This is a genomic window from Shewanella sp. JNE2, from assembly GCF_023159115.1.
GTDB classification, from domain to species: Bacteria; Pseudomonadota; Gammaproteobacteria; order Enterobacterales; family Shewanellaceae; genus Shewanella; species Shewanella putrefaciens.
Genome location: NZ_CP096169.1, coordinates 2,201,103 through 2,227,523 on the forward strand (window position 1 = coordinate 2,201,103; position 26,421 = coordinate 2,227,523).

The 26,421-nt window shown below is 42.4% G+C and carries 32 protein-coding genes and 1 tRNA gene; 11 read left to right on the forward strand and 22 right to left on the reverse strand.

Annotation, left to right across the window (positions count from 1 at the left end):
- The first annotated feature begins 148 nt into the window (after positions 1 to 148).
- Positions 149 to 961: a glucosaminidase domain-containing protein gene (locus MZ182_RS09895; protein WP_011789359.1), complete on the forward strand. Its 813-nt coding sequence runs from the start codon at positions 149 to 151 to the stop codon at positions 959 to 961.
- Complete coding sequence (locus tag MZ182_RS09900; protein WP_248068033.1) at positions 954 to 1,577, forward strand: DUF2987 domain-containing protein; 624 nt, start codon at positions 954 to 956, stop codon at positions 1,575 to 1,577. The genes MZ182_RS09895 and MZ182_RS09900 overlap by 8 nt, the downstream gene beginning before the upstream one ends.
- Before the next feature lie 86 nt (positions 1,578 to 1,663).
- Here MZ182_RS09900 and ttcA read toward each other — a convergent pair whose 3' ends face one another.
- From ttcA to ccoN, 11 genes are all read right to left on the reverse strand, one after another.
- A complete protein-coding gene (gene ttcA / locus MZ182_RS09905) occupies positions 1,664 to 2,596 on the reverse strand; it encodes a tRNA 2-thiocytidine(32) synthetase TtcA (RefSeq protein ID WP_115017972.1) in 933 nt (310 codons plus the stop codon).
- Positions 2,597 to 2,684: 88 nt separating this feature from the next.
- Positions 2,685 to 3,617, reverse strand: coding sequence for a universal stress protein UspE (gene uspE, locus MZ182_RS09910; RefSeq protein ID WP_011789356.1), 933 nt, complete (start codon positions 3,615 to 3,617; stop codon positions 2,685 to 2,687).
- A gap of 175 nt (positions 3,618 to 3,792) precedes the next feature.
- Positions 3,793 to 4,545: an electron transport transcriptional regulator EtrA gene (gene etrA / locus MZ182_RS09915; protein ID WP_011789355.1), complete on the reverse strand. Its 753-nt coding sequence runs from the start codon at positions 4,543 to 4,545 to the stop codon at positions 3,793 to 3,795.
- A 55-nt stretch (positions 4,546 to 4,600) separates the two neighbouring features.
- Positions 4,601 to 5,293: a sulfite exporter TauE/SafE family protein gene (locus MZ182_RS09920; protein ID WP_025007661.1), complete on the reverse strand. Its 693-nt coding sequence runs from the start codon at positions 5,291 to 5,293 to the stop codon at positions 4,601 to 4,603.
- Positions 5,290 to 5,538, reverse strand: coding sequence for a cbb3-type cytochrome oxidase assembly protein CcoS (ccoS, locus tag MZ182_RS09925; RefSeq protein ID WP_011789353.1), 249 nt, complete (start codon positions 5,536 to 5,538; stop codon positions 5,290 to 5,292). Before ccoS ends, MZ182_RS09920 begins: the two co-directional genes overlap by 4 nt.
- 39 nt (positions 5,539 to 5,577) lie before the next feature.
- Complete coding sequence (locus MZ182_RS09930; protein WP_248068030.1) at positions 5,578 to 7,977, reverse strand: heavy metal translocating P-type ATPase; 2,400 nt, start codon at positions 7,975 to 7,977, stop codon at positions 5,578 to 5,580.
- A gap of 22 nt (positions 7,978 to 7,999) precedes the next feature.
- A complete protein-coding gene (locus MZ182_RS09935; protein ID WP_011789351.1) occupies positions 8,000 to 8,479 on the reverse strand; it encodes a FixH family protein in 480 nt (159 codons plus the stop codon).
- Between the two features lie 108 nt (positions 8,480 to 8,587).
- On the reverse strand, positions 8,588 to 9,556 hold the full coding sequence (gene ccoP, locus MZ182_RS09940) for a cytochrome-c oxidase, cbb3-type subunit III (protein ID WP_011789350.1): 969 nt from the start codon (positions 9,554 to 9,556) through the stop codon (positions 8,588 to 8,590).
- Positions 9,556 to 9,732, reverse strand: a complete 177-nt coding sequence (locus MZ182_RS09945; RefSeq protein ID WP_014610585.1) for a CcoQ/FixQ family Cbb3-type cytochrome c oxidase assembly chaperone — start codon at positions 9,730 to 9,732, stop codon at positions 9,556 to 9,558. Before MZ182_RS09945 ends, ccoP begins: the two co-directional genes overlap by 1 nt.
- An 11-nt stretch (positions 9,733 to 9,743) precedes the next feature.
- A complete protein-coding gene (ccoO, locus tag MZ182_RS09950) occupies positions 9,744 to 10,370 on the reverse strand; it encodes a cytochrome-c oxidase, cbb3-type subunit II (RefSeq protein WP_011789348.1) in 627 nt (208 codons plus the stop codon).
- Positions 10,371 to 10,382: 12 nt separating this feature from the next.
- Positions 10,383 to 11,819, reverse strand: coding sequence for a cytochrome-c oxidase, cbb3-type subunit I (gene ccoN, locus MZ182_RS09955; RefSeq protein WP_011789347.1), 1,437 nt, complete (start codon positions 11,817 to 11,819; stop codon positions 10,383 to 10,385).
- Positions 11,820 to 12,081: 262 nt separating this feature from the next.
- Between ccoN and MZ182_RS09960 the strand changes: the two genes are divergently transcribed.
- Positions 12,082 to 12,531 carry a hypothetical protein gene (locus MZ182_RS09960; protein ID WP_049766871.1) on the forward strand — a complete coding sequence of 150 codons (450 nt, stop codon included), beginning with the start codon at positions 12,082 to 12,084 and terminating at the stop codon, positions 12,529 to 12,531.
- A 28-nt stretch (positions 12,532 to 12,559) separates the two neighbouring features.
- Here MZ182_RS09960 and MZ182_RS09965 read toward each other — a convergent pair whose 3' ends face one another.
- Positions 12,560 to 14,131 (reverse strand): DUF3369 domain-containing protein, encoded by a 1,572-nt coding sequence (locus MZ182_RS09965; RefSeq protein ID WP_248068026.1) that lies wholly within the window; start codon positions 14,129 to 14,131, stop codon positions 12,560 to 12,562.
- Positions 14,132 to 14,303: 172 nt separating this feature from the next.
- Between MZ182_RS09965 and MZ182_RS09970 the strand changes: the two genes are divergently transcribed.
- The gene (locus MZ182_RS09970; RefSeq protein ID WP_248068023.1) at positions 14,304 to 14,534 is read left to right on the forward strand and encodes a hypothetical protein; all 231 of its coding nucleotides are present in this window, start codon (positions 14,304 to 14,306) and stop codon (positions 14,532 to 14,534) included.
- Positions 14,535 to 14,795: 261 nt separating this feature from the next.
- Here the strand turns inward: MZ182_RS09970 and MZ182_RS09975 are convergent, their stop codons facing one another.
- Genes MZ182_RS09975 through MZ182_RS09990 form a run of 4 tightly spaced genes read right to left on the reverse strand, consistent with a single transcriptional unit; the run spans position 14,796 to position 16,616 of the window.
- Entirely contained in the window at positions 14,796 to 14,981 is a 186-nt protein-coding gene (locus MZ182_RS09975; protein ID WP_248069658.1) for a hypothetical protein, read from the reverse strand.
- The gene (locus MZ182_RS09980) at positions 14,972 to 15,157 is read right to left on the reverse strand and encodes a hypothetical protein (protein ID WP_248069656.1); all 186 of its coding nucleotides are present in this window, start codon (positions 15,155 to 15,157) and stop codon (positions 14,972 to 14,974) included. The genes MZ182_RS09975 and MZ182_RS09980 overlap by 10 nt, the downstream gene beginning before the upstream one ends.
- A gap of 2 nt (positions 15,158 to 15,159) precedes the next feature.
- Entirely contained in the window at positions 15,160 to 15,486 is a 327-nt protein-coding gene (locus MZ182_RS09985) for a G5P family DNA-binding protein (RefSeq protein ID WP_248069654.1), read from the reverse strand.
- Between the two features lie 11 nt (positions 15,487 to 15,497).
- Positions 15,498 to 16,616 carry a phage/plasmid replication protein, II/X family gene (locus MZ182_RS09990; protein ID WP_248069652.1) on the reverse strand — a complete coding sequence of 373 codons (1,119 nt, stop codon included), beginning with the start codon at positions 16,614 to 16,616 and terminating at the stop codon, positions 15,498 to 15,500.
- Between the two features lie 147 nt (positions 16,617 to 16,763).
- On the opposite strand from MZ182_RS09990, the gene MZ182_RS09995 reads away from it, so the two are divergent.
- A complete protein-coding gene (locus MZ182_RS09995; RefSeq protein WP_248069650.1) occupies positions 16,764 to 17,312 on the forward strand; it encodes a helix-turn-helix domain-containing protein in 549 nt (182 codons plus the stop codon).
- 683 nt (positions 17,313 to 17,995) lie between these two features.
- Here MZ182_RS09995 and MZ182_RS10000 read toward each other — a convergent pair.
- The 3 genes from MZ182_RS10000 to punC all read right to left on the reverse strand — a co-directional run bounded on the left by MZ182_RS10000 (position 17,996) and on the right by punC (position 19,859).
- Positions 17,996 to 18,172: a hypothetical protein gene (locus MZ182_RS10000; protein ID WP_229781415.1), complete on the reverse strand. Its 177-nt coding sequence runs from the start codon at positions 18,170 to 18,172 to the stop codon at positions 17,996 to 17,998.
- Positions 18,173 to 18,413: 241 nt separating this feature from the next.
- Positions 18,414 to 18,504: transfer RNA gene (locus MZ182_RS10005), tRNA-Ser, on the reverse strand.
- Positions 18,505 to 18,584: 80 nt separating this feature from the next.
- A complete protein-coding gene (gene punC / locus MZ182_RS10010) occupies positions 18,585 to 19,859 on the reverse strand; it encodes a purine nucleoside transporter PunC (protein ID WP_248069648.1) in 1,275 nt (424 codons plus the stop codon).
- Positions 19,860 to 19,974: 115 nt separating this feature from the next.
- Between punC and punR the strand changes: the two genes are divergently transcribed.
- The 6 genes from punR to MZ182_RS10040 all read left to right on the forward strand — a co-directional run bounded on the left by punR (position 19,975) and on the right by MZ182_RS10040 (position 23,184).
- Complete coding sequence (gene punR / locus MZ182_RS10015) at positions 19,975 to 20,877, forward strand: DNA-binding transcriptional activator PunR (protein WP_014610570.1); 903 nt, start codon at positions 19,975 to 19,977, stop codon at positions 20,875 to 20,877.
- A gap of 213 nt (positions 20,878 to 21,090) precedes the next feature.
- Entirely contained in the window at positions 21,091 to 21,750 is a 660-nt protein-coding gene (locus MZ182_RS10020; RefSeq protein ID WP_011789333.1) for a Bax inhibitor-1/YccA family protein, read from the forward strand.
- 60 nt (positions 21,751 to 21,810) lie between these two features.
- On the forward strand, positions 21,811 to 22,200 hold the full coding sequence (gene tusD / locus MZ182_RS10025) for a sulfurtransferase complex subunit TusD (RefSeq protein ID WP_011789332.1): 390 nt from the start codon (positions 21,811 to 21,813) through the stop codon (positions 22,198 to 22,200).
- A 14-nt stretch (positions 22,201 to 22,214) separates the two neighbouring features.
- Positions 22,215 to 22,571, forward strand: coding sequence for a sulfurtransferase complex subunit TusC (gene tusC, locus MZ182_RS10030; RefSeq protein ID WP_011789331.1), 357 nt, complete (start codon positions 22,215 to 22,217; stop codon positions 22,569 to 22,571).
- On the forward strand, positions 22,571 to 22,852 hold the full coding sequence (gene tusB, locus MZ182_RS10035; RefSeq protein WP_011789330.1) for a sulfurtransferase complex subunit TusB: 282 nt from the start codon (positions 22,571 to 22,573) through the stop codon (positions 22,850 to 22,852). Before tusC ends, tusB begins: the two co-directional genes overlap by 1 nt.
- Positions 22,846 to 23,184: a TusE/DsrC/DsvC family sulfur relay protein gene (locus MZ182_RS10040; protein WP_011789329.1), complete on the forward strand. Its 339-nt coding sequence runs from the start codon at positions 22,846 to 22,848 to the stop codon at positions 23,182 to 23,184. The genes tusB and MZ182_RS10040 overlap by 7 nt, the downstream gene beginning before the upstream one ends.
- 232 nt (positions 23,185 to 23,416) lie before the next feature.
- Here the strand turns inward: MZ182_RS10040 and serS are convergent, their stop codons facing one another.
- The 3 genes from serS to MZ182_RS10055 are packed head-to-tail and all read right to left on the reverse strand — an operon-like array spanning position 23,417 to position 26,420.
- Positions 23,417 to 24,703 (reverse strand): serine--tRNA ligase, encoded by a 1,287-nt coding sequence (serS, locus tag MZ182_RS10045; protein WP_011919314.1) that lies wholly within the window; start codon positions 24,701 to 24,703, stop codon positions 23,417 to 23,419.
- 18 nt (positions 24,704 to 24,721) lie between these two features.
- Complete coding sequence (gene crcB / locus MZ182_RS10050; RefSeq protein ID WP_011789326.1) at positions 24,722 to 25,096, reverse strand: fluoride efflux transporter CrcB; 375 nt, start codon at positions 25,094 to 25,096, stop codon at positions 24,722 to 24,724.
- Positions 25,089 to 26,420: a replication-associated recombination protein A gene (locus tag MZ182_RS10055; RefSeq protein WP_248069646.1), complete on the reverse strand. Its 1,332-nt coding sequence runs from the start codon at positions 26,418 to 26,420 to the stop codon at positions 25,089 to 25,091. Before MZ182_RS10055 ends, crcB begins: the two co-directional genes overlap by 8 nt.
- Position 26,421: the final 1 nt, after the last annotated feature.

Genomic DNA, 26,421 nt, shown 5'->3' on the forward strand with positions numbered 1-26,421 from the left:
AATACTCAATGGGTTATACATTAGCTATCAATATTTTTGGTCGTGTTAAAAAAAGAGGTTAACAGTACAAATTTCATTTAATTCAATATATGACATATAATCTGGCGTTTATTTTACCATTACAGGTAGCTATTCCTAAGGTGACTTATTGAAAACAGGTAGAGTTGGTTCATTTACATTGGCGTTAGCCATAGTGATATTAGCGATTTTTTCGTTAAGGGTTTTGCTCATTCCTGAGGTGAGTCAGCCAGAGTCCATTACCAGTCAATTGGAACGCGCTGTTACTCCTGTCACTCAAATCCCTGACTTTTCGGGAATAAATGATATAACGGAAAAAAAGAAAGCTTTTTTTGACTTTTTACGCCCGATTATTCAACAGCAAAATGCCATCATTGAAGAGGAACGTGATTTAATTAGTGATGCACTGACTGAGCTGGAGAATGGCGGTACTCTTTCATCGTCACAGTTAACACAATTAAATATGCTGTGTGATAAGTACCAATATGCAGCACGTAATATCGATATTAAATCTTTGAATAGTTTGCTAAAACGAGTAGATATTGTTCCTGAGTCGATGGTACTTATTCAAGCTGCAAATGAATCAGGATGGGGGAGTTCACGTTTTGCACGCGAAGGATTTAACTTTTTTGGGGAATGGTGCTTTTCAACAGGCTGCGGCATAGTTCCTTCATCACGTGGCTCAGGAAAAATGCATGAGGTAAAAGTATTTTCATCCGTTGATGCCTCAGTGTCATCTTATATGCGTAATTTAAATTCAAACCCTGCTTATGCTTTATTTCGTTCAATCCGCGCTGATTTACGTTCACAAGAAGTAGAACCAACAGCCAATCAACTCATCTATGGGTTAGTGAATTATTCTGAAAGACAAGAAGCTTATATCGATGAATTACTCGATATGTTACGTCATAATGAAAAATATTTGGTAAATGCTGATGCTTAAGAAATACTTATTTATTGGGTTATACTTTTTGGTTGGTGCAGTAAATGCAGAGACAATATCTCTTGAATATAAAGGCTTTTATGATAGGTTAAAACAAGTCGCTAAAGGTAATTTTCAATTGGTTGAAATAGCATTTAGTGTGCCTATACAACAAAATTGTGTCATTCAGAGTGGTACAATTTCCAGTGAAAAAAACTCAACGCCATTAACTTATACCAAACAACAGCGCTTATTTATTCCTTTAGATGATGATTTAAAAGATCAACGCGCTTTGGTTAACTTAGTCTTTGAAGGTGCTGCTAAAGAGTGTGGTATTACAATGCAGGTTAGGGCAAAACAGGCCTTAGCTGAATACGATAAAGCACGTTTACAACAAATTACCACTGAAATGGACCGTCTACTTGGAACAATGCAAGGCTTTCCTATGCGTTATTTTAAGGCTCCAATAGCCGGGTTGAATTTTGAATTTATACCAGAACAAGACATTTATGCCGTACTTGATGGCAGAGAACAAACGATAAAAGGGAATTTTAAATTAACAACATCCGAGCTAGAAAATCTCAGTATGTTAAAATTTAGTCAGCCGCCAAATGTTGTCAGTCCTTGGGTAAAATAACATTATTTCACCTAAAATTATGACCAAAAAGCCCACATTATGTGGGCTTTTTAGCTTAAAGCATGGTTTGCTTTAGTGGATATTGTTTAAGCTTCATAAAAGCTGACAACATCGATACGCTGCGCAGCATCTAAATCGATATGACCGCTGTTAGCAATATCTAGAAAATCGAAGGCGGGTAAATCAGCCTCGGCAACGTCACCAGTCATTGGTACATTGGGATCGCGCTTTAAAGAAATAAAATCAAACTGTTCACGATCGACACCCTGTGATGGAGCCGTGTTCTGCATGGCAGTAAAAATGGTTTCAATACGGCCAGGATATTGTCGATCCCATTGATTAAGCATATCTTTAACCGCGGCACGTTTTAAATTTTCCTGTGAACCACAGAGATTACAAGGGATGATTGGAAACTGTTTAAGCTGTGCATATTCCTCTAAATCTTTCTCACGACAATAGGCTAGGGGCCGTATCACAATGTTGGCGCCATCATCAGAAAGTAATTTAGGGGGCATTGCTTTCATTTTCCCGCCAAAAAACATATTTAGAAACAGGGTTTCAATGATGTCATCTCTATGGTGACCAAGAGCAATTTTAGTTGCACCAATACGTTGTGCAAAGCCATACAGCGTACCACGGCGAAGACGAGAGCACAGTGAACATGTTGTTTTGCCCTCAGGGATCTTATCCTTCACGATAGAATATGTGTCTTTTTCGAGGATATGATAAGGCACCTTGAGTTTATCGAGATAAGCGGGAAGAATATCCTCTGGGAAGCCTGGCTGCTTTTGATCTAAATTGACGGCAATAATTTCAAATTGAATAGGCGCGCGTTGCTGTAAATTCATTAGAATATCGAGCATAGCATAACTGTCTTTGCCACCACTTAAGCAACACATAACACGGTCGCCATCCTCAATCATATTGTAATCTGCGATGGCACTCCCCACCTCACGACGCAAACGCTTTTGTAATTTATTAAGACGGGTGGTGTGTTTTTTCGATAATTCTTCAGACATAGCTTCCAACATAAAAAAGCGCCCAGTAACTGAGTTTCAGGGCGCGTATTATTCCAGCTATCTCATGCGGGGTAAAGAGCCGTGTAGTTTAGGTTTCTTCTAAGGGGGATTTATAACCATCGGGTTTGATAGCCAGTAAGTCGCAATTGATGCTATCGATAACATGCTCAGCCGTATTACCAATGAGTGCGGCTGAAAATCCTGTTCGCCCTACGGTTCCTAGGATGACTAATTCAGCATCTAACTGAGCAGCAAGATCAGGTATAACATCTTCAGGTAACCCCTCTTTCACATGACAGTGATTGCTATCGATACCATAGGCATTCGCGAGATAACTAACACGATCTTCATGTTGGATACGGATAGTATTGTTATAGGTCTGTGCATCAAAGTCTGGTAATTCAATGGCTAAATTAACGGGTGTGCCAGGGTAGCCATTAACTAAATGCACCTCAGCGGCAAACTTAAGCGCAAGATCTTTTGCATGTTCAATAATTTTACCATTGAGCATTTGATGATCGGTATCTTCGGTAGCCACATTGACGGCACACAGAATTTTGCCTGCAGCAGGCCAGTCACGTTCTTTAACCATGAGCACTGGAACAGGTGCTTTACGCATTAAATGCCAATCAGTTGGTGTAAAAATGACCGCTTTGAGTTTGTCATGGGCATGAGTGCCCTTAACAATCAAATCATAGTGGCCAGCGATGGCGTGGTTAATAATGCTTTCAAAAGGACGATTGTGCCAGATTACTTGGGTATCAATACTGAGCTGTAAATGACTGTATGCGGCAAGCAGATCTTGAATCCAAGCCAAGCGTTGATCGATAACGCCTTGACGCATAGCTTCACGTTCTTGGCTCGATAAAATCGATGTCATTTCATAGGAGAAATCAAAAATAGAGAGAAACACAGTCACATGGGCGTTACTTTTACTGGCCAAGGTTACCGCACGGGCGAGTGCAACTTGATTTTCGGTAGTAGGGTCTACTACAACCAGTATTTTTTGATAATCCTTCATAACATGTTCCTTTAGTCATAGGCTCAGATTCATCATGAGCCTTTGGCAGTTAGCTGTATTGTTCTAGATCAAAACTCATTTAAAAAACAGCGTCTAAGCATCCAATATCCTACTTTATTGACATCACTATAAATGATCATTTTCTCTTTCACTTAATCTGCAACGAGCAATTTACTTATCTTGCAATTCGGGAATTCCCGGCGAGTAGGTTAAGTTCTTGATGATCAACAATAGTGATGTACTTTCCTTTCACTTCAATTAATCCTGATTTTTGAAAACGGCCTAATAAACGGCTAATCGTTTCGACGGTTAAACCAAGATAGTTACCAATATCACCTCGTGTCATAGTGAGACGGAATTCTTTCGGTGAAAAGCCACGATTACCAAAGCGATTGGCTAAATTACTGATAAAAGCGGCAAGGCGTTCTTCGGCATTCTTTTTGCTGAGTAGGAGGATCATTTCTTGATCGCTCATGATCTCATTACTCATTAGACGCATAATTTGTTGACGCAACTTAGGCATAGTACCTGAAAGCTCATCAAGAATATTAAATGGGATTTCACAAACCATAGATGTCTCAAGTGCTTGTGCAAAACTTTGGTGCAGTTGGGCGTGAATACCGTCAAAACCAATCACATCACCAGCTAAGTGAAAGCCTGTGATTTGCTCATCCCCTTGTTCGGTAATGGTATAACTCTTAATAGTACCGGAGCGAATGGCAAAGAGAGATTTTAACGGATCTCCCGACTTAAATATTTGCTCGCCTTTTTGAATGGGTTTTTTACGCTCAATAATATCATCAAGTTGATCAAGCTCATCTGCGTTGAGGGTAAAAGGAATACAAAGGGTTCCCATACTGCAATCGTGACAATGGATTGCGCACCCGCTGGCTGCAGGACGACGATTTTTATTTTGTTCTATTGTCATGTCGGTTCTCAAGTTTATCCACTGAAGCCATGTTAAACCAATTCACTCACTTGGGCTAGTTTAGCTGCGACAGTGCGATATATAAAGTTTGGCCACCAAAGGCAACTAATAGTAAACCACTCAATAGTCTAACCGTTTTCTTTTGTACCCAAACAGCAAGGTGTTTAGCAGCCACACCAGCACTTAACAATGAAGGTAAGGTGCCTAAGCCAAAGGCTAACATGATTAAGGCACCTTGACTTGCAGAGCCTGAAGCAACCGACCACGTTAAAGTGCTATAGACAAGACCGCAGGGGAGCCAGCCCCAAATAAATCCTGCCATTATCGCTTGGCTCGGATTTTTGATGGGGACAAGGCGCTGAGCTATGGGTTTTAGATACTGCCACAACCATTGCCCGACACGCTCAATTTGCACTATTCCGACCCAAATTTTAGCGATATACAACCCTGTTGCTATCATCATTAGTCCTGCAATGACCCGCAAAACAATGAGATAAGTATCGAGTTCGAATAAATAACCAAGACCTGCCGACGATGCACCAACCAAGCAACCTGCTAAGGTATAACTCAAAATACGACCTACATTGTAACTTAGTAAATACTTGAGTTGATGCGTCAGTAAATTCCCCGTCTTTGGATGGGGGATTTGGGCTGAGAAAGCCCCCACAAGACCACCACACATACCAAAGCAATGTGCTGCGCCCATTAATCCAACCAGAAAGGCACCGGTGACATTGTACTCGATCACAAAGGCATGCCTTTTTGTTGTTTTTTGATTGCTTGCAGTGCTGCGATATCATCAAGTTCTGCCGATGATTGAGTAACTGCCGTTTCTGTATTATTTGGTTTGTCAGTATTTTCATCAAACAGTATAGAAACACTTTGACGGTCAAGATCGTCAAATTGCTCAGATTTAACCGCCCAAAAAAAGACCATTACAGCGATGGCGACAAAGATCATGGCAATGGGGATAAGCACATAAATAATTTCCATAATGACCTCTTACTATTCCGATTAAACTGTCTATGATGATCACACTTTTACGCGTAATAATCTCAAACTATTACCAACAACAATTAAAGAACTTGCTGACATGCCTATTGCGGCAATATAAGGTGCCACATGGCCTGTAACAGCTAACGGTAAAATAAGTGCGTTATATCCTAAAGCCCAAGCGAGATTTTGTTTAATGATTTGCGTGGTCAGTTTGGCGACCGCGACAGCTTGGGTGAAGCGAGAAAGGTGATCCCCAAGTAGGATCAAATCTGCACTGTTTTTAGCAATCGCACTCCCACTGCCCATAGCAACAGATAGATCAGCACCAGCAAGTACTGGAGCATCGTTAATGCCATCCCCAAACATGGCAACTGTTGAGGTTTTTTGGAGTTCAGTTACTAAAGCAAGCTTATCTGCTGGTGTTAAACCACTATGAACGTCTTCAATCCCTAACTCTTTTGCCAGTTGATATACGTGACCAGAATGATCACCACTGGCAATGCTAACACTGCAACCCTGTCTCTTTAACTGTTCAACCGTTGTTTTACTGTCAACGCGGATATTGTCTTTAATTTCAAAACTGGCAATTAAGTTATATTTTCCATCGTTCAATCGCGCTAACCAAATTTGTTGTATCGGGTTAGTGCTGCTGATATGAGCATCGGTAAACAATGCGTTGCCAATACGATACTCAATACCATCAATCGAACCTTGTATACCAAACCCCACAGTATGGTGTACTTGTTCTGCTGTGAGAGTAGGCTCAGCAAATACGGCAAACGCGGCAGCAATTGGGTGACGAGAGCCGGCTTCTAATGCTGCGGCGATAGCAAGAACGCGGTTCCTATCACTATCTGCAAGACATTCAACTTGACCAATAGATAACGTGCCACAGGTGAGGGTGCCTGTTTTATCGAAAACAACATGCTTAATCAGTGGGAGTTTTTCGAATACTCCGGCTTTGCGGGTAATGATCCCAAGACGGGTAAAAATAGCGGTAGCACAGGTAACTGCTGTCGGGGTTGCCAGGGCCAAAGCGCACGGACAAGTCGCAACGAGCACAGACAGCGTGACCCAAAAGGCATCATCAGGGGAGATCTGATGCCACACTAAGTAGGTAATAGTGGCGATAGAAAGAATGGTGCCTGAAAAGTAACGTGATAACTTATCAGCAAGTAATGCAACCGCCGGCTTAGTATTAGAAGCAAGCTCTTGTAGGCGAATAATCTCAGCAACCAATTGATCTTGTCCAAGTGCAGACACCTTCACTGTGATGGGTTGGTCGATATTAATCGTTCCCGCATAGACTTTATTATCAATATTTTTTTCAATTGGCATTTGCTCACCAGTAAGCATGGCCTCATTGATACTCGTGTGGCCGCCAACCACCACACCATCAGCAGCGACCATTTCCCCCGGTTTCACAAGGATCACATCATTGAGGCGTAACTTTTTGGCGGGGATTTCTTCTTGGCCTTGCTCTGTAACAAGATGTGCTGTCAGTGGGACTAGTTTGTGTAAGTTACTGGAACTAACTGAAGCCTTTTGTCTAGCTTTCTGCTCAAAATAACGCCCCAACAATAAGAAGAAGGTAAACATAGATACGGATTCAAAATACACTTCGCCGGTGCCATTCACTGTGGCAAAACAGCTTGCAGTATAGGCACCACCAATGGCGATGGAGACAGATACATCCATATTGAGCTTGCCACTAAGTAGGGTACGAATGGCGCTAAAATAAAAAGGTTGAGCAGAATAGAGCACAACTGGGGTCGCAAAAATCATACTAACCCAGCGGAAATAATCGCGATATTGCACATCTAAGTCAGTGAAATAGCCCGTATACAATGCAAGAGCAAACATCATGACTTGCATTGTAGCAAAACCGGCTAACCCTAAGCGCAGTAAAAATTTACGGCTATTTTGTTGGCTGCTGCGTTCTTGTTCATCAACTTGATAAGGAGCTGCTTGATAGCCAATGCGACTAATTTGGGCAAGGATATCGCTGAGTTTTATTTTATGTTTATCCCAACTGATCATGGCTCTTTGAGTTGTCGAATTGACAAGTACTTGTGTTATACCAGACAGTTGTTTGACTTTGTGTTCTATTAACCAGGCACAAGCCGCACAGGTAATACCATCAATTGACAGCGATACTGATTCAATATTATCTTCAGAATGCACAAAATCTTGCTGTACTTCAGGTAAATCGTAAGCACTAAATTGGTTTAATGCATCAGGAACAAGGGCTGTTTGCTTATTTCCAGGTTCAGTTCGAAACTTGTAATAACTGAGCAATCCTGCATCAACAATCGCCTGTGACACCGCTTGACAACCGGGACAGCACATTAGCTCATCGCGATCATTTATACGGGTAATAAACTGGTGGCCCGTGAGTACGGGCTCATTACAATGGAAACAACTTGGATGTGTCATAACAATTCTTATTCAACTACAACTAATTCAACCACAACTGGATACTATCTTTTAATTCAACACGTTGGTGAATTCGCCATTTGCCATCGTAGCCCTCGAGACGCACTTCCCAAGGGCCGGTTAATGTGGTGGGGATAGTAATGCGATACACATTACTGGCATCGGCCGTTGCGGTCAGTTTTATGTCTCTTTCGGCAATAGTTGGATGATAAAACTCGACTTTCAAGGCTGCTTGGTAAGATGGGCCACCTTGTTGTGTCAACAAAATCTCATTATTAGCTTGTTCAAGTGAAAAGTTCATGCCTATTTGTTTGGCGTATTTCACTTTACTCAAATCCATGTTAATGGCTTTACCATCTTTATAATAATCTTCAGCGACAAGTGAATCTGAGTTGGAAAGGGCAATTTTTAGCGTGGTAAAACTTGCAACGACTGCGCATAAAGGAAGAATAATTAAAAACCAAGGCCAGAATTGTTTATACCAAGCTTGTTGTTCAGTCATATTAATACCCATTTGAAAATTTGTGCCATTTTACCGTTAAAAGGCAGGTTTAGCACTTTAAAAAAAAGGCCTCGATACTCTCGAGGCCTTAGTATTACTTATATCTAATTACTTGTTTGATAAGCTATAAACATAAGCAGTGATCACATGAACTTTTTCTTCACCGAGAACATCTTTCCACGCAGGCATAACGCCTGAACGACCATGTTTGATACTTTCTTCAATCACGCCGCGGCTACCACCATATAACCAAATATCGTCGGTTAAATCGGGGGCGCCCATGAATTTATTGCCTTTTGCGTCCATTCCATGACAGGCAAAGCAACCTTTCATGAATGAACCTTGCCCTTGAGCAGCCAGTGTCGCATCGTGCTCGCGGCCAGACAGTTTAACAACGTATTCTGCTAAGCCTGCAATTTCACTATCCTCGATTGGCAAACCACCTTTTGGCGGCATCATGCCATGACGGCCACTCATAATAGTGGTTTTGATTGTCGCTAAATCACCACCGTACAACCAATCGCCATCAGTAAGGTTAGGGAAACCTTTGCTACCACGCGCATCACTACCATGGCATTGTGCACAGTTTTGTAAAAACAAACGGCCGCCCACTTTTAATGCTTCTTGGTTTTTAACTAGTTCTTCTAGTGGTGTTGCCAAATAAGCAGCAAAAATAGGACCATATTTATCATCCGCTTGCTTTACTTCTTGATCGTACTGTACCCAACGGCCTTCTTTGTTCGCGAGTTCCACCGCTGCGGCTGAGTCGGCTTTTATACCTTTATCAGTACCAATACTTTGGTTTGCACTGCTCCAACCTAAGAGGCCTTGGTAATTACCTAAACCAGGATATAAGGCAAGGTAAATTAAACCAAAGACAATCGTGATATAGAACATGTAACTCCACCATTTTGGTAGTGGATTGTTCATCTCTTCAATACCGTCGAAGCTATGACCCATAGATTCGCCTTCTTTTACGTCAGTGGTGTTCTTAGAACACACTTTAAGTAAAATAAAACAACCTGCGATCACCACTAACGAGAGTACGGTAATCCAAATACTCCAGAAGCTACTCATCACTTATGCTCTCCTGAGTCCTTCGATTCCTTGTTTATTTCTTCGTCAGAAAACACAAGGTTAGCTGCTTCATCAAAGGATTTTTGACGACGCGAGCTATATGCCCAAGCAAATATACCGACGAAGGTCAGCATCACAATGATCGTTAAAATGCCTTGCAATGTGCCGTAATCCATATTTTGCCTCCTTATTTGAGTGCGTGACCCAAAGACTGAAGATATGCGATCAAGGCTTCCATTTCTGTCTTACCTTCTACAGCCTTTTGTGCGCCTGCAATTTCTTCATCGGTATAAAGATCATTACCCTTGTAACCGCCTTTATGCATGTTACGCAGAATAGTCATCTTATCGCCTGTCAGTTTGCCGTCTAACTTATTTTCGGCTAACCAAGGAAAGGCAGGCATATTCGATTGAGGAACGACAGCGCGTGGATCGATTAAGTGAACTTCATGCCATTTATCACTATAACGCCCACCGACACGAGCAAGATCAGGACCTGTTCTCTTAGAACCCCATTGGAAGGGATGATCCCATACTGACTCACCAGCAACAGAGTAGTGACCATAACGCTCAGTCTCTGCACGTAAAGGACGGATCATTTGGCTGTGACAGTTGTAACAACCTTCACGAACATAAATGTCACGGCCTTCAATTTGCAGGGCAGTGTAGGGTTTTAAGCCTTCAACAGGTTCAGTCGTATCCTTTTGGAAAATCAGCGGAGTGATTTCGACAAGGCTACCGAAACTGATAGCGATAACGGTAAAGATCGCTAACAAACCGATGTTTTTTTCAACTATCTCATGATTAAATTTCATCGAGTTTGCTCCTTAAGCCGCCGTTGGTTCAGCCAGTGCTGGCAATGAATCTTTTGAGGCTTTCACAGTACGAACAACGTTATATGCCATGATAAGCATACCGGTTAGGAAGAAACATCCACCGATGAAACGTACGAAGTAGAAAGGATATGAAGCTTCAAGACTTTCAACAAAGCTATAAGTCAATGTTCCATCAGCGTTTACTGCACGCCACATCAGACCTTGCATCACACCAGAAATCCACATAGACACAATGTAAAGCACTGTACCAATGGTTGCTAACCAGAAATGGACATTAATCAGTTTGGTACTGTACATACGGCCATGGCCAAATAACACAGGAACCAAATGATATAACGAACCAATAGAGACCATTGCAACCCAGCCTAGCGCGCCGGAGTGAACGTGTCCTACTGTCCAGTCAGTATAGTGAGATAAGGCGTTAACGGTTTTAATCGCCATCATCGGTCCTTCAAAGGTAGACATACCATAGAAAGACAGAGAAACAACGAGGAAACGCAATATTGGGTCGGTACGCAGCTTATGCCAAGCACCTGATAGGGTCATAATACCGTTGATCATACCGCCCCAAGAGGGAGCAAATAGGATCAGCGACATCACCATACCCAAAGACTGAGTCCAATCAGGTAATGCTGTGTAATGTAAATGGTGAGGACCCGCCCAAATGTACAGTGCGATCAGTGCCCAGAAGTGCACAATCGACAGACGATAGGAATATACCGGACGACCTGCTTGCTTAGGGACGAAATAGTACATCATTCCTAAAAAACCAGCCGTCAGTAAGAAGCCTACAGCATTATGACCATACCACCATTGCACCATAGCGTCGACAGCACCGCTATACATGGAATATGACTTGAATAGACTCACTGGTACTGCCATAGAGTTAACAATATGGAGCACCGCGACGGTAATGATAAAGGCGCCAAAGAACCAGTTCGCAACATAGATATGCGAGGTAGTACGTTTGACGATAGTGCCAAAAAACACTATGGCATAGGAAACCCATACAATAGTGATAGCGATATCAATTGGCCATTCCAATTCAGCATATTCTTTGCCTTGGGTAAAGCCCATAGGTAAAGAGATAGCTGCTGACAGAATGATGGCTTGCCATCCCCAAAACGTAAATGCAGCTAATTTAGGTGCAAATAGTCGGGTTTGACAGGTGCGTTGTACGACATAATAGGATGTTGCAAAGAGGGCTGATGTACCGAACGCGAAGATCACCGCATTGGTATGTAATGGTCGCAAGCGACTGTACGTTAACCAAGGTGTGTCAAAGTTCAGCTGAGGCCAGATTAACTGGGCCGCAATTAATACACCGACTGTCATACCAACAATACCCCACAAAACCGTGGTTAAGGCAAATTGGCGAACAATGGTGTAATTGTAATCAGCGCCTGTTGGCTGGGAATGGTTCATCATAATGCTTCCACTGCTTATTACTTTTACTTTTAGTAAAGACAAGCTTTACCTGTTATAAAATGACACAACATTGCTTCCCTATTAGGGTAATCAAGTTATGTCAATGCGTTATCCTTCATATTTGTGCTCAAATACAAGGTTTCGCAATGATACTTGAGCAATGTCAAAAAAGATACCAAAGAAGGGCTGTCGAAAGTTGATCTAGATCAACCTACGCTATAGAATGTTAACACATTGCATAATAAGGTTAATTTTTGTGCTTATGCGGCAATTCCTCGTATTTTTAACCATGGTATTCTTGCTTAATCTCACTGCTTGTAAAGAAAAGGTCGAGCACATCAGAGATAAGGAAAACTCCGATCCATCATTATGTGTTTTTTCTCAAGGTGAATGTGTAAAAACCATTGCAGGGATTAAACTGAGTTTCACTATCAACCCAAGTCATGCCCCGAGTGAAAAACCTTTAACATTAAATATATTATCTTCGGCTCCTATAAGTGATGTACACATTCGCTTAGAAGGGAGAGATATGTTTATGGGGATTATTCCGGTCAATGTGCGCCAAGTTGATGAAATGAACTATATAGGCCAAATGGTTTATGGTTCTTGCAGTAGTGGGTATATGGTCTGGCGTGGTTTTGTTAATTTCACTGTCAACGGAAAACCGCAAACGGCGATCTTTGATTTTCTTGCAGATAGCGATATTAACTAAGTGACCATAAAAAGGATGATCTCTGCATTTAGAGATCTTTCCAGTTTTCTTTCACTTGAACAAACACCTCAATATTCTGGATAAAAAGCTCGAGTAAATTGGGGTCAAAATGTTTACCTGCACCTTTTTGCATTTCAGTTAATACATCTTCTAATGGCCATGCAGATTTATAACAACGTGTATGGGAGAGCGCATCAAACACATCAGCAATAGCGACGATACGCGCAAAAATATGGATCTCATCTTGCTTTAGGTTAGATCGATAGCCTGAACCATCATATTTTTCATGGTGTTGAAGTGCAATAATGGAAGCAGCCTTAAGAATAGGGCGCTCAGAGTTGGCTAAAATTTGATGACCAATATTAGGGTGCTGACGCATGATTTGCCATTCATCATCATTTAACTTACCAGGTTTAAGTAACACAGCATCAGGAATCGCGATTTTACCAATATCGTGCATAGGTGATGCTCTACGTAGTAGATCTGCATCGTATTCATTTAATCCCGCCAGCAAAGCCAGTTGTGCACAATATTCAGCCATACGTTTAACATGATTTGCCGCTTCTTTAGAACGACTTTCTACTACATCCCCTAAACGGAGGATCAGCTCCGATTGAGTATCTTCTACCTCCTGATTAAGTAGCAAGTTTTCAAATGCGATCCCGACATTAATAGCAAAAATATCAATCAGCTTCTTATCAAGATCATCAATCTTATTAATACCATCCATATATAAGAGATTAATAAGACCACTTTTGGTTGGGAAATAACCCACAAAATAGTTATCTTCATACAGACAACGCTTCTGTGCTAAAGCACTACGTAGGAGTTTATCTATACGCTCTGGCAGTATCGTTTTAGCCGAACTATTCGCAAACTGTCCTGTTCCCGCCAGAATTTCAATGCCAGCACAATCCACATGACCACTAATTGCATCCATAGCATTACAACTTAGTAGGAGTGTTTCATTATCTAAGTTGAGGAGTGTAGCGACTTGAGTCAACAGGCCATCAGCAAACTTATGCAATGTTCTTAACTCAAATAACCCTGCAGTCGCTTCAAGTACACGCTCTAATCCCATACGATGACTTAATTGAGCGCGTCTTGCTTGTTCAATTTCCATAATATCGCGATAAGAACGCAGGGCAGAGTAGACACTGGTCATCAACTTACGGGAGTCCAACTCAGATTTTGCTTTATAATCATTGATATCATAATTGACTATCACATCTTCTTCTGGAGCTTGTCCAGGTTGCCCAGTTCGTAAGATTAAGCGAATTGTCTTATTATGCAATTCCTCACGGATCCATCTGATTAGTTCTAATCCCGCATGATCACTTTCCATGACAACATCAATAAAAGCTATTGCAATATCTTGTTCTTGCCTGAGTAATGCCTTCGCTTGCTCTCCGCTGTAGGCATTGATAAAAGAGAGTGCACGGCCATCTAGTCTAAAACGAGATAGCGCAAGTTTAGTTACAGTATGAACATCAGGTTCATCATCAACGACAAGCACCTTCCAAGGAGGACCACAGTCTGTGATGTCTGCCGATTTTTTACCCGAAAAAAGAGGATTTTTCTTTGCAATATCAATAAGCATCCAACACCTCTACCATATAAAAATATTGCGCACAGTAAGAGTGTAGTAGATACCTTTAAAGACGAGATAAAAATAATGAATAAAGTGAATTAAATAAGCACAGCTCATTTGTTGATAATAATTATCATTTGGTATTATTATAAATAAGCAAATTACTGAATGGACAAGAACAATGACTGAACGCATAAACTTATCAATTACGGAAAGAAAACTCGCTCAGTTAATCCATGATGGATACTTGTGTGCGGCTGACTTCTCATGCCTAGATTCTCAATCCAAGCAGAAAGTATGGCAACTTTGCCTTATCTGTTGTAAGAAGAGGATTTTTTGCAATCAATGTGCAAATCAAGATTGCTCCCAAATAGGGCTTCGGATTAGCACTAAATCGGGAGATATTTTATAGTGGTAAACATTTGACTACATTGCTTTAGTCATAAATCATCTTTGATGGTAGTAGGTCAATGTAACTTAGCTTGGTAATTTCTTTCATAACAATGCCAATGCGTTGATAGGTAATAATACTATCATTTATCAATTTAACATAATATACATTGTGCGCAGTTTTGTGTAAGAAGGCTTGGGATGCCGATAACGTCACTTATCGGCATTGGCGCGTCATTTCTCCTGCGCTCAGCCTTCGCTCGTCGGCATTCCACGCCATGCCTTAGCGATGTCTAAAAGGTTCTTCTGCTGTGACTCGTCGCAGTTCGCCTTGGCAATGTGGGCACTGGATAAATATCGAGTCAAAATCATCGTACCACCAAGGCTTATTACAGTTGTTGCACTGTAGCTCGGGCTTATCGTTGCGTTCAACCATGCTGTAGCCACCATCGTATGGGATTATTTGCATGATACAGTGTCCTTAAGTTGTTCTAGCGTGTCGTCCAGTTCGCCCAGTAACACGCAAGATTTGGCGACTAATTGCAGTTGAGCATCTTCAGGCGCTAGGCCTTTCAGTAAAAACTCGTTAATAGCCTGTATGTCGTTACGTAGCTGGATGGCGCTATTGATTAGTGATTCGTCCATGCTCATGCATCCTTATTGTTTGGATTGGCCATCATTCTTGGTGTTGATGATATTGATGGTGTTATTGGCGTGATTGTTAAGCCAAAGCGTTTTAGTTCAAGGCCACCAAAGTTGTTTACGACAAAACTAGAACTATCGATTTGATATTCACCCGCTGGATATGTCTTGGTGGGATCTTCAACTTGCAATTTCATTTGGACAGGAAATTTCCCGCCTAAATATGCGTAAGCTCTTTGCTCGTAAATGGTTCGCCCAGGCTTTCCGTCTTTTGGTGGCATGTTTCGGGCCGTTACGGTGACATCTTCCTGAAATACTTCGATTTTTAACATGACTATAGCTCCTATGCGTAGGCTTTAAATGGTAAAACATTGGATTGTGCAACGATGGGCAACTGATACCAGTGCGGGACGATTAGCGGTTTAACTTCAATGACTTCTGAACGCTTAAGTGTTGGGCACATGCGGCTTACATCGAACTGCTGGCCGATATCGATGCCAATAGCTTTTAGACGGGCTTTGTGTTCGTAAAATTGAGTAGATTTAAGGGACTTTCGTAAGTCTGCGCCATGCTGCCACATCAAGGCATAACATTGCGTTGCATTAGCTGCTTGACGGCTTTTCACTACGCCTAAATACATTAACTGGTCAGCTATGGTTTGGTGTTCATCGTGTGATATCTGGATAGTTTGCATGGCGTTCTCTATGTCATTTAGGTGCGGATAAAAGTCTTGTTCAGTTACTCGGCCATAAAACTGCAGCGTATGACGCTTTAGTAAGGCCTGTCTTAAGCTATGTTCTTCGCGTACAACACCTGTGTTTTCACAGTATTTAATTAAGTTTTCTAAGTAGTTAAGTCTATCGATGGGAACACCGGCTTTTTTACGGAGTTCTTTGTTTAGATGCCGCTGTAACTCCACGGCTTTGTTGTAGAGCTTGGTCATTACCCAAGTAGAACCCTCGCCCCAGTTGCACGTGTGGCCGTCAGGATAGAGCTTGGGTTTACGGCCTCTACCGATTTGCATCGATGACATACCACGGATAAATGAGGCCTCCTTGCCCTTGCCTACTTGATGGTTAACTGTCCAGTCGATAGCGGTAATTTCAGCGCCATTACCAACAAGTTGAGTGGTTTTGCCGTCTGGCGTTTGGCGGTATGAGATTTGGGTATTTTTGGTGAACGGTGGTAAATCATATTGCGCTAAGACGTGGTTAAAGATCGCCACGCATTCATCAAGCGTCTGCAGGCCAAAGAGGTTATCCATACGCTGCCAGCGAGAAGGATTGCCTTCCACCCTCACCCGCTGCCCATCACAACGAATGGTTAATTTGGTGCTGTATGACCCTTCAAGGATTTTTTGGTTAACCGATGGCGGCAAATGCTCACCCGTATCGAGTTCGAGCCGTTCAATGACATGCCGACCGACCAGCGGCAAATTGCCCTCTGGATGATCTTGTTGCATGAACAAACGGTCGATGAAAAACAATCTCTAAAAACCCTGTCAAGATGTTTCACTTAAATATTAGTTTATGTGAACAGGTATAAATATATTACATAATAATAGGCCAAACAAAAGTGGGTGTAAACTAATATTAAAGTAGGTGTCGATATGGAAAACTTAAACATGAGTATTGGTAGCGTACTAAAAGACAGGCGAATAGCCCTCAATATCAAGCAAGAAGATATTGCTGAACAGCTAGGATTAACTGTACAAACCGTAAGCAAATGGGAAAGGGATTTAACGGAACCTAAAGCTAGTCAAGTGACTCAACTGAGTAAGATTTTGAAGATTGCAGAGAAAGATATCTGTAGCGGAGAAATTAAGCATTTAAAAATGGATCCTCTGGAGTTTGTTCGGAGGGTCGGTATTTTGATGAATGAAGTACCACAGACAGAGTTACTCATTGGAATGCATGAGTATATTAATGATACGGAAGGTTTCATTGATATGCTTGCACGAGTTTCAAGTTATCCCTACGAACTCCTTGAAATGGAGTACGAACATAATAAAACAGAAAACGAAAAATTCCACGCCAAAATGAGCTTGCAGCTTATTGAGGAACATGGTCACGAGCCTTATGGCAGTGTTGAAGCGATGGAAAAAGTTAAGAAGCATGCAATGAAAGTCTTGGGCATGAATCCGGATGTCCGGAGTTAGTTTGGGTGTAACAGGAACCCAAACCTAAAACCCTGTCGGTCGGGGGGCGCTTCGCCTGCTCCCCCTTCCTCCCCAGACCCGTAAGCATGGACAGCACTTTACCGTGGGTTATCACGGTAAAGTTCGGGTGTCACTGAACCCGAACGCTTCGCGAGACTGTCAAAATGAGAGTAGAGTCCACTGTTAAAAGGACGTTAAAAGCGGCTTGGCAGGGAGAAAGCTCGGGGCAAAAAACGCCCCTATCAAAGGCGCTTAGCATTAAGGGACACGTCCCTTAATAATCCCAATTCGGTTACTATGTGGGGAAATTGAGGCACCATTTTAGGTGAATGAATACCATGTATGACTCGGACATCATTATTACCCCCAAAGAGCAGCTATTTATCGTGCGTTTGCGCTCTAGCCTACGCTCCACTTACATCACGTGGAGATTAGGTATCAGAACGGATTACTTGCTGCCTAGAGAGACATTCTACCGCCATAAACGGATTTTCTTGAAGGAGTACAACATCGACATAGGAAAGCCTTGTGTAGCCGTTCCTATGCACCTGTCAGACTAGTTAATATACATTGTGCGCAGTTTTGTGTAAGAAGGCTTGGGATGCCGATAACGTCACTTATCGGCATTGGCGCGTCATTTCTCCTGCGCTCAGCCTTCGCTCGTCGGCATTCCCCGCCATGCCTTAGCGATGTCTAAAAGGTTCTTCTGCTGTAACTCGTCGCAGTTCGCCTTGGCAATGTGGGCACAGGATAAAAATAGATGGAAACTCATCATACCAAAATGCTTTATTACAGTTGTTGCACTGTAGTTCTGGCTTGTCGTTGCGGTCGACGATGCTGGTACCACCATCATCCATCATAAGAAATTATTTGCATCAGGCAGTTTCCTTCACCAAGTGCAATTGACTGGCATCATATGCAGCAAGTGAACCATAAAGCGCATTTTGATGTGCAATAAGCTGGGCACTTAAATTCTCTGAAAGTAACTGAAACAAAGCCTGCTTTGGATCTTCTTATGCCTGCACTTCAAATCAATAACTAAGAAATAAGCACTAGAAATGCAAAAGGCCGCTAATTGCTTAGCGGCCTTTTGACTAAATATGGCGGAGGAGCAGGGATTTGAACCCTGGGTGGGCTATAAACCCACGCCGGTTTTCAAGACCGGTGCATTAAACCACTCTGCCACCCCTCCGAACGACGCGCATAATATAAGTAAGTCTATTAGCTGTAAAGCGCTAACTCTTAATTATGTGCCAATTGTTGTTATTCCACTCAATCCGCTGGATTTTGCTTCACATCAGACATAATACCTACACGAGCAGGATCTGGCTTAGTAAAATGTTTAACAACATCGCCCCACTCTTTCTGACTCTTAAGTATATAGCCGACTACAACTAAGATGGCGCAACATAGGATCCCCCAACCAATTGCTACTTCACCAAGGCTTGCCCACATAGCGACTAAGCTTGATGCACCAAAGGCAATACTGATCTGTAAGAAATTCTGTAATCCTGCGGCCTTAGCTGCATTTTGACTAAACTGCTGTAGCGCACTATTAACGACTATTGGGTAAATTGCACCATTAGCTGCCGCTAAAATAGAGAAAGAAATCAGCAGTGGGAAAATGGAGCCTGCGGGATAAATCAGCGTAAACATGATAATGGAAATAACACAGACCGCAAAAATCGATAATAGAATGTTCAGTGTTTGAGTTGCGCCAATACGTTTTATCAGTAACTTACTTGCATAACCACCGAAAATAAACATGATAGTTTGTGGAATGAAGCTTAGTCCTATTTCAGTCGCTTGATAACCATGCATTTCCATCACAATCGGCCACACAGTTAAATAGGCAAAGAAAGCACCAGAACAAGCGCCGAAGATCACTACGTTGCCTAAATAGCGGGTATTTTTCAAAATTTGCCCATAAGATACAGCGGCATGCTCACTATGTTTATGCTGATGCTTGTTGCTAGGTACAAAGTACAAAGTCATTAACACAAGCATAAAAGCGATAACACACAAGGAGATAAAGATTGCACGCCAGCCTAATTCGTTCAGAATATAAGCGCCAAGGATCGGTGCTAATGCAGGCGATAATGCAACCAGTGGCATAATGTTACTAAAAATACCTTGGGCTTTATCGGCATCATATTGTTCAACGACAATGGCTTGCCATATAACCCCTGCACTACAGGCACCAATGGCTTGGAAGAAGCGCGCGATATTGAGCATTAGGATAGAATCACTGTTGGCAATAAACACGCTAGCAATGGCAAATAAAACAAGGCCAAAGATCAGTGCCCAACGCTTGCCAATTTTATTGACTAAGGGCCCGTAAAGCAGTTGACCCAGTGCTAGACCTGCTAGGAAACAGGTTAACGACATTGCCACCTGCGATAGTGTGCCGCCCAATGAGCCTTCAATTGCTTTGAAAGCAGGCAAGTACATGTCAGTGGCAATAAAACCGAGCATGCTCAACATGGCCAAATAGAATAAAAACATAAAGAACTTTATGTTTACAAAGGTGTTACTAGACGTTTTCATAAAATAATCGGGTCGGATTGACTAAAGTGTGCAGTCTAATGACTTGTTAAATCTATTGGAAACGTTTATTTTTGACTTGTGCTATCAATTATTTTCATCAGAATGGACATCAGGTATGCTCTCAGAACAAGCGCTAGAACTCATTGATATTGTGGCTCGTGTAGGTAGTTTCACCGCGGCGGCGAATCGGCTACATAAAGTGCCCTCTGCCGTGAGCTATGCGGTCAAGCAAATAGAAGAAGAACTTGGCGTCATTCTTTTTGAGCGCCATCATCGCAGCGTGACCTTAACCCTTGCTGGTGAACATTTTGTTAAGCAGGCCAGAGCTTTGCTCACACAGATGGATGAGATGAAACGTGGCACTCAACGCGTCGCGAACGGTTGGCAACCTACTTTGTCCATAGCCCTTGATAATATCGTCCGCGCCGACAGGATCAGCGTATTAATTGCTGACTTTTATCGACACTTCCATGATATTGAATTGATTATTCGTATTGAGGTCTTCAACGGTGTTTGGGAAGCGCTCGCCACAGGCCGCAGTGATATTGCTATTGGTGCGACAACCGCAATTCCTGTTGGTGGCGTTTATCAGTATAAAGATATGGGGGATATTAAATGGGCCTTTTTAGTTAGCAAGAATCATCCTCTCGCCAATATCGATCGGCCATTAAGTGACGATGAGCTACGCCCTTTCCCTTCGATTTGTCTAGAAGATACTTCACGGGAAATTCCAAAACGCATGACTTGGCTCCTTGATAATCAGCGCAGGCTTGTTGTGCCTGATTGGATTAGAGCAATCAATTGTTTCCGTGAAGGTTTAGGCGTAGGTTATATGCCAGTGCATTTAGCAAGTGTGTTTATTAAAGCGGGAGCCTTAGTCGAGAAACAGTTAGAAAATCCCAAACTGACTAGTCCCTGTTGTCTTGCATGGAATGCCGATAAAATGTCACCAGCCCTCAGTTGGGTACTTGATTATTTAGGTGATACAGACAAACTTCATCGAGAGTGGTTAGCCTAATATATGTGTCTAAATTAACCATACTCATGGTCTGCTGTTATTTTTAATAAAATCAATATTAACAACTTGTTGTGTCGAACTGTGTACTTTTACCTATACCCTAAGTAAGGTATCATTAAATCGGCTCCACATCAGTGTAGGTGTATTACGGGAACTAAACCTTCCGTCAAAAATCAAAATGATCAGCTTAGCAATGTGTCAACGGAGAAGAATATGACTCAAGAAACACTGTACTCGACGAGTACGTCAACATTGGAAGTGAACAAACTTCTTAAAAACACTTATATGCTGTTATCGATGACGCTCGCTTTTTCTGCACTATGTGCAGGGTTGGCAATGATGCTCAATATCAGTCCATTAATGTCAATTGGCTTGTCAATTGGTGGTCTAGTGCTACTGTTTGTGACATTACGTAAAGCTGAATCTGCTGCGGGTATTTTCTGGATTTTTGCTTTTACAGGTATGGAAGGTGCATCACTGGGCTATATGCTAAATCACTATGCAGGTATGGCAAGTGGTCCACAGCTGATCATGCAAGCACTAGGTTTAACCTCAGTCATTTTTGTTGCCTTATCAGCTTATGCGTTAACCACTAAGAAAGATTTTTCATTTTTACGAGGTTTTCTGTTTGCAGGTTTGATTGTTGTCATTGCTGCTGCGGTAATTAATATTTTTGTGGGCAACAGTGTCGCCTTTATGGCCATTAACGCAGGGCTTGCGCTGTTAATGACGGGGTTTATCCTGTTTGATACTAGCCGTATCGTTAATGGTGGTGAAACCAATTATATTCGTGCAACTATCTCCTTATACTTAGATTTTTTAAACCTATTTATTGCTATTTTGCACCTGATGGGCATCGGCAACGATGACTGATCCCCTTTTGGATTAACTTACGTTAGAATGGCCCTACTTTAAGGGCCATTTTTATTATTGATGAGCAAATTTATTATCCAAGTGAACGGGCCGGCCTATGGCACATCGGCAAGTGTAAATGCCCTACGCTTTACTCAAGCTGCATTACTTAGCGGCCATCAAGTGTTATGTGTATTTTTTTATCAAGACGGAGTTTATAACGCAACCGATCTTAGTTTACCCGCCTCTGATGAATATAATGTTGTAACGCATTGGCAAGACTTGGCGGCACAACATCAGTTACCTTTAGTTAATTGTGTCTCCGCCGCACTTCGTCGCGGTATTGTGAGTGAACAAGATGCCAGTGAAAATGGACTAACCCACTGGAATAGCAATAAATCCTTTATCATGGGCGGTTTAGGTGAACTCATAACAGGTATTGAGTCTGCCGATCGCTTGATTCGCTTTTAATCTTCGGAAATGTTATGAAAAAATTGTGTATCCTGTTCCGAAGTGCCCCTTTGGGAACCGTTAAAGGCCGCGAAGGATTAGATCTTGCGCTGCTCAGTGCCAGTTTTGAACAAGATGTCAGCTTAGTTTTTGTCGATGAGGGCGTATTGCATCTGTTAAAAGAAATGCAACCAGAGCTCATTGGTGGTAAAGATTATATTTCGACCTTTAAGGCATTGCCGCTCTACGATATTGAATCGGTTTTTGTGTGTAAGCAATCCTTAGCCGATTACGGCTTAAGTCATGGATTACTGTCGATCCCGGTCACAGTGGTCAACGATGAAGCCATTTCGAATCACTTAAAATCGGTAGATGAGGTCTTAGTATTCTAATGATTTTACATCATATTCAAACATCTCCTAACCAAGATAATGCACTTAAACTTTGCCTACGTTATGCCTGCAAAGAAGATGCTATCTTACTGTCGAGTGATGGCGTGAATGCTTTGCTATTACGACAATGGGCTATGGCATTATCGCCCTTCAAGTTGATGGTCTTAAAAGACGATGTTGTCGCACGCGGCCTATCCGAACGTTTAAAGAACGTGATGCTTATCGATTACAATGAGTTTGTGGCTCAATCATTACTCCATGACAAGGTGATAACGTGGTAAATCCATTGCAATTTAATGGCACAGAAATCATCCGTGACCATCAGGGTTATTTAAAAGATCTCAACGATTGGCAACCGGAACTGGCTTTGTTGCTCGCTGAGGAAGAGCAAATTGAACTGACGCCAGCACACTGGGAGGTCATTCACTTCGTTCGAGATTTTTATATAGAATATAAAACGAGCCCAGCCATTCGAGTGTTAGTCAAAGCCATAGGCCAAGCTCTGGGGCCAGATAAAGGTAATTCAAAGTATTTGTATACCCTGTTTCCAATAGGACCAGCCAAGCAAGCAACTAAGATCGCAGGGTTGCCCAAACCGGCAAAATGTATCTAATATTGGGCATCTGAGACTAGAGCGCACAAATGAAACAAAAAGGCATGTTCCCTTGGAAACATGCCTTTTTTACCTGAAAAAAATTGATAGGGTTATTTGACGTTTTCTAACACAACCCAGATGGCCTTACCTACAGTTGCCAGCATCACTGCACAAAATACAGCGATAATTGCTGTATAGGAAAGCCAACGAAGATAACGTTGACTTTTATCCATAGCGTCGCGCGAATACCTTAACCGATTTGAGTTAATCCACCCATATAAGAACGCAATGCTTCTGGTATAGTCACACTGCCATCAGCATTCTGATAGTTTTCTAATATCGCCACTAAGGTACGGCCAACAGCCAAACCAGAGCCATTTAATGTGTGTAACAAAGCGGGTTTATTATCCGCTTTAACACGGTAACGCGCTTGCATACGGCGGGCTTGGAAATCCTTCATGTTTGAGCAAGAAGAAATTTCACGGTAGGTATTTTGTCCTGGTAACCAGACTTCGATGTCATAAGTCTTGCTTGAGCCAAAACCCATATCACCCGTACATAACACAACTGTACGATATGGTAGTCCTAAGCGTTGCAGTACAGTTTCGGCATGATTTGTCAGCGTTTCAAGTGCAGCCATTGAGTCTTCTGGTTTGACTAATTGAACGAGTTCAACTTTATCGAATTGATGCTGACGAATAAGACCACGGGTATCTTTGCCGTATGATCCTGCTTCGCTTCGGAAACATGCGGTATGTGCTGTTAGCTTAATCGGTAACTCGTCTTCATCGACTATACTGTCACGCACTAAGTTAGTGAGTGGCACTTCTGCTGTAGGGATCAAACTTAACCCTTGACCTTCTTCGGTGGCGGGTTTGGTATGGAATAAGTCTTCACCAAACTTCGGCAATTGGCCTGTGCCAAGTAAACTCGCTTCATTAACCAGCAATGGCACATAGGCTTCGGTATAACCGTGCTCAGTCGTATGCAGATCCAACATAAACTGACCTAAGGCGCGATTTAATCGGGCGATTTGACCTTTCATTACGATAAAACGAGAGCCGGTGATCTTAACCGCGCTTTTAAAATCTAAACCGTTTAAGCCTTCGCCCAAGTCAATATGATCTTTGATCGGGAAATCAAAACTACGTGGTGTGCCCCAACGGCGTACTTCGACATTCTGTGTTTCATCGGCACCAATTGGCGCAGATTCATCTGGCAGGTTAGGCATGGACATCGCAATCGCATTCACTTCTTCCAATACAGCTGCCAGTTCTAATTTTTTTGCATCGAGTTGAGAGCCTAAATCCCCCACTTGTGCCATGATCGCGTCAACATCTTCACCGCGGGCTTTGGCTTGTCCGATAGATTTAGAGATGGCATTACGCGCCGCTTGCAATTCTTCGGTAGCCACTTGCAGCGACTTACGTTTTTCTTCTAATTGAGTAAGATGAGCGACATCTAAAATAAAGCCTCGAGTGGCCAATCGCTCCGCGGTAACAGCTAATTCGTTGCGTAAAAATTTAGGATCTAACATGTGATATATTCTTAATAGTTAAATGCGTGAAAAAACCAGTTGCTGACCTAAATAAACCATAAATAAACATAAACTTAGGTTCAACACCACATTCAAAATCGCCTTCAGCCAATCTCCTTCTTGCAACAGCAATAAGGTCTCATTAGAGAAAGTCGAAAACGTTGTTAACGCGCCTAATAGGCCAACACCTATCAGCGCTTTCAGTTCTGGGCTGATATGACTCATTTGCCCCAGAGCGTATATCACGCCCATAAAAAATGAACCAATAACATTGACCACCAGTGTACCAAAAGGAAAACTGCTGCCAAATACTTGGATCATGAATATTGAAATAAGATAACGAAAAACCGCCCCAATTGAACCACCTAATGCAACTAATAATACGTTAGTCATAACGTTTGTTCTCACTGACTTGGTCTAATTGGGTTAATTGTATCAATTTATCCTTAATCCGCTTTTCAAATCCACGCTCAGTGGGAAAGTAAAACTGGGCCGTTTTTAGGGACTCAGGGAAATAATTTTCACCACTGGCATAGGCATTGGGTTCATCGTGAGCATATCGGTACCCTTCCCCCATACCTATTTCTTTCATTAACTGTGTTGGTGCATTACGTAAATGGTGTGGAACACTCTCTTGACCAGTTTCACGAGCCAGTGCCCTAGCCGCTTTAAATGCAGTATATACAGCATTACTTTTAGGAGCGCTCGCCAGATACACTATGGCCTGTGCAATCGCCCTCTCACCTTCTGCAGGTCCAACGCGATGGAAACAATCCCAAGCATTGAGCGCAATTGTCATTGCAGCAGGATCGGCATTGCCCACATCTTCAGAAGCAATCGCAAGTAGTCGCCTTGCAACATAGAGTGGATCGCCACCACCTTCTAAAATCCTGCAATACCAGTAAAGTGCCGCATCGGGTGCAGAGCCACGAATGGATTTATGTACCGCAGAAATCAAATCGTAAAATTGATCGCCATTTTTATCGAATCCGGCAACTTGGTGTCCCGCCACTTGCACGAGCATTTCAAGGGTAAAAGTGTCGTTATCACTTACCATATCACTCATTAACTCAAGTAAGTTGAGCGCCTTACGCGCATCACCATCACAAAGTTGAGCAAGTTTGATGAGCACACTCTCAGGCATTTCGAGTTGCCGCAGACCAAGGCCACGCTCAGTATCGGCCAAGGCTTGGTTCACGATATGCGCTATCTCATCATTACTTAAGCGCTTGATAAGATAAACTCTCGCCCGCGAGAGTAAGGCATTGTTGATTTCAAACGAGGGATTTTCGGTAGTGGCGCCGATAAAAATCACTGTGCCATCTTCAATAAAGGGCAAAAAAGCATCCTGCTGACTTTTATTAAAGCGATGGACTTCATCGACAAACAATAAGGTACGTTGTCCACGGGATTCCGCGATAGCTTTTGCCTGTTCAATGGCCGCCCGAATCTCTTTTACGCCAGAGGTGACCGCTGAAATACGCTCAACATGTGCATTAGAATACTGGGCAATTAATTCAGCGAGCGTTGTTTTGCCTGTCCCTGGTGGCCCCCACAACATCATGGAATGAGCACGCCCGGCTTCCAATGCTTTACGCAGGGGTTGACCTTCACCTAACAAATGAGCTTGACCAATATATTCGGCTATTGACCTTGGCCGCATGCGAGCGGCGAGAGGTCGAAAATCAGGGGCAAAATTAAATGATAGACTACTCACA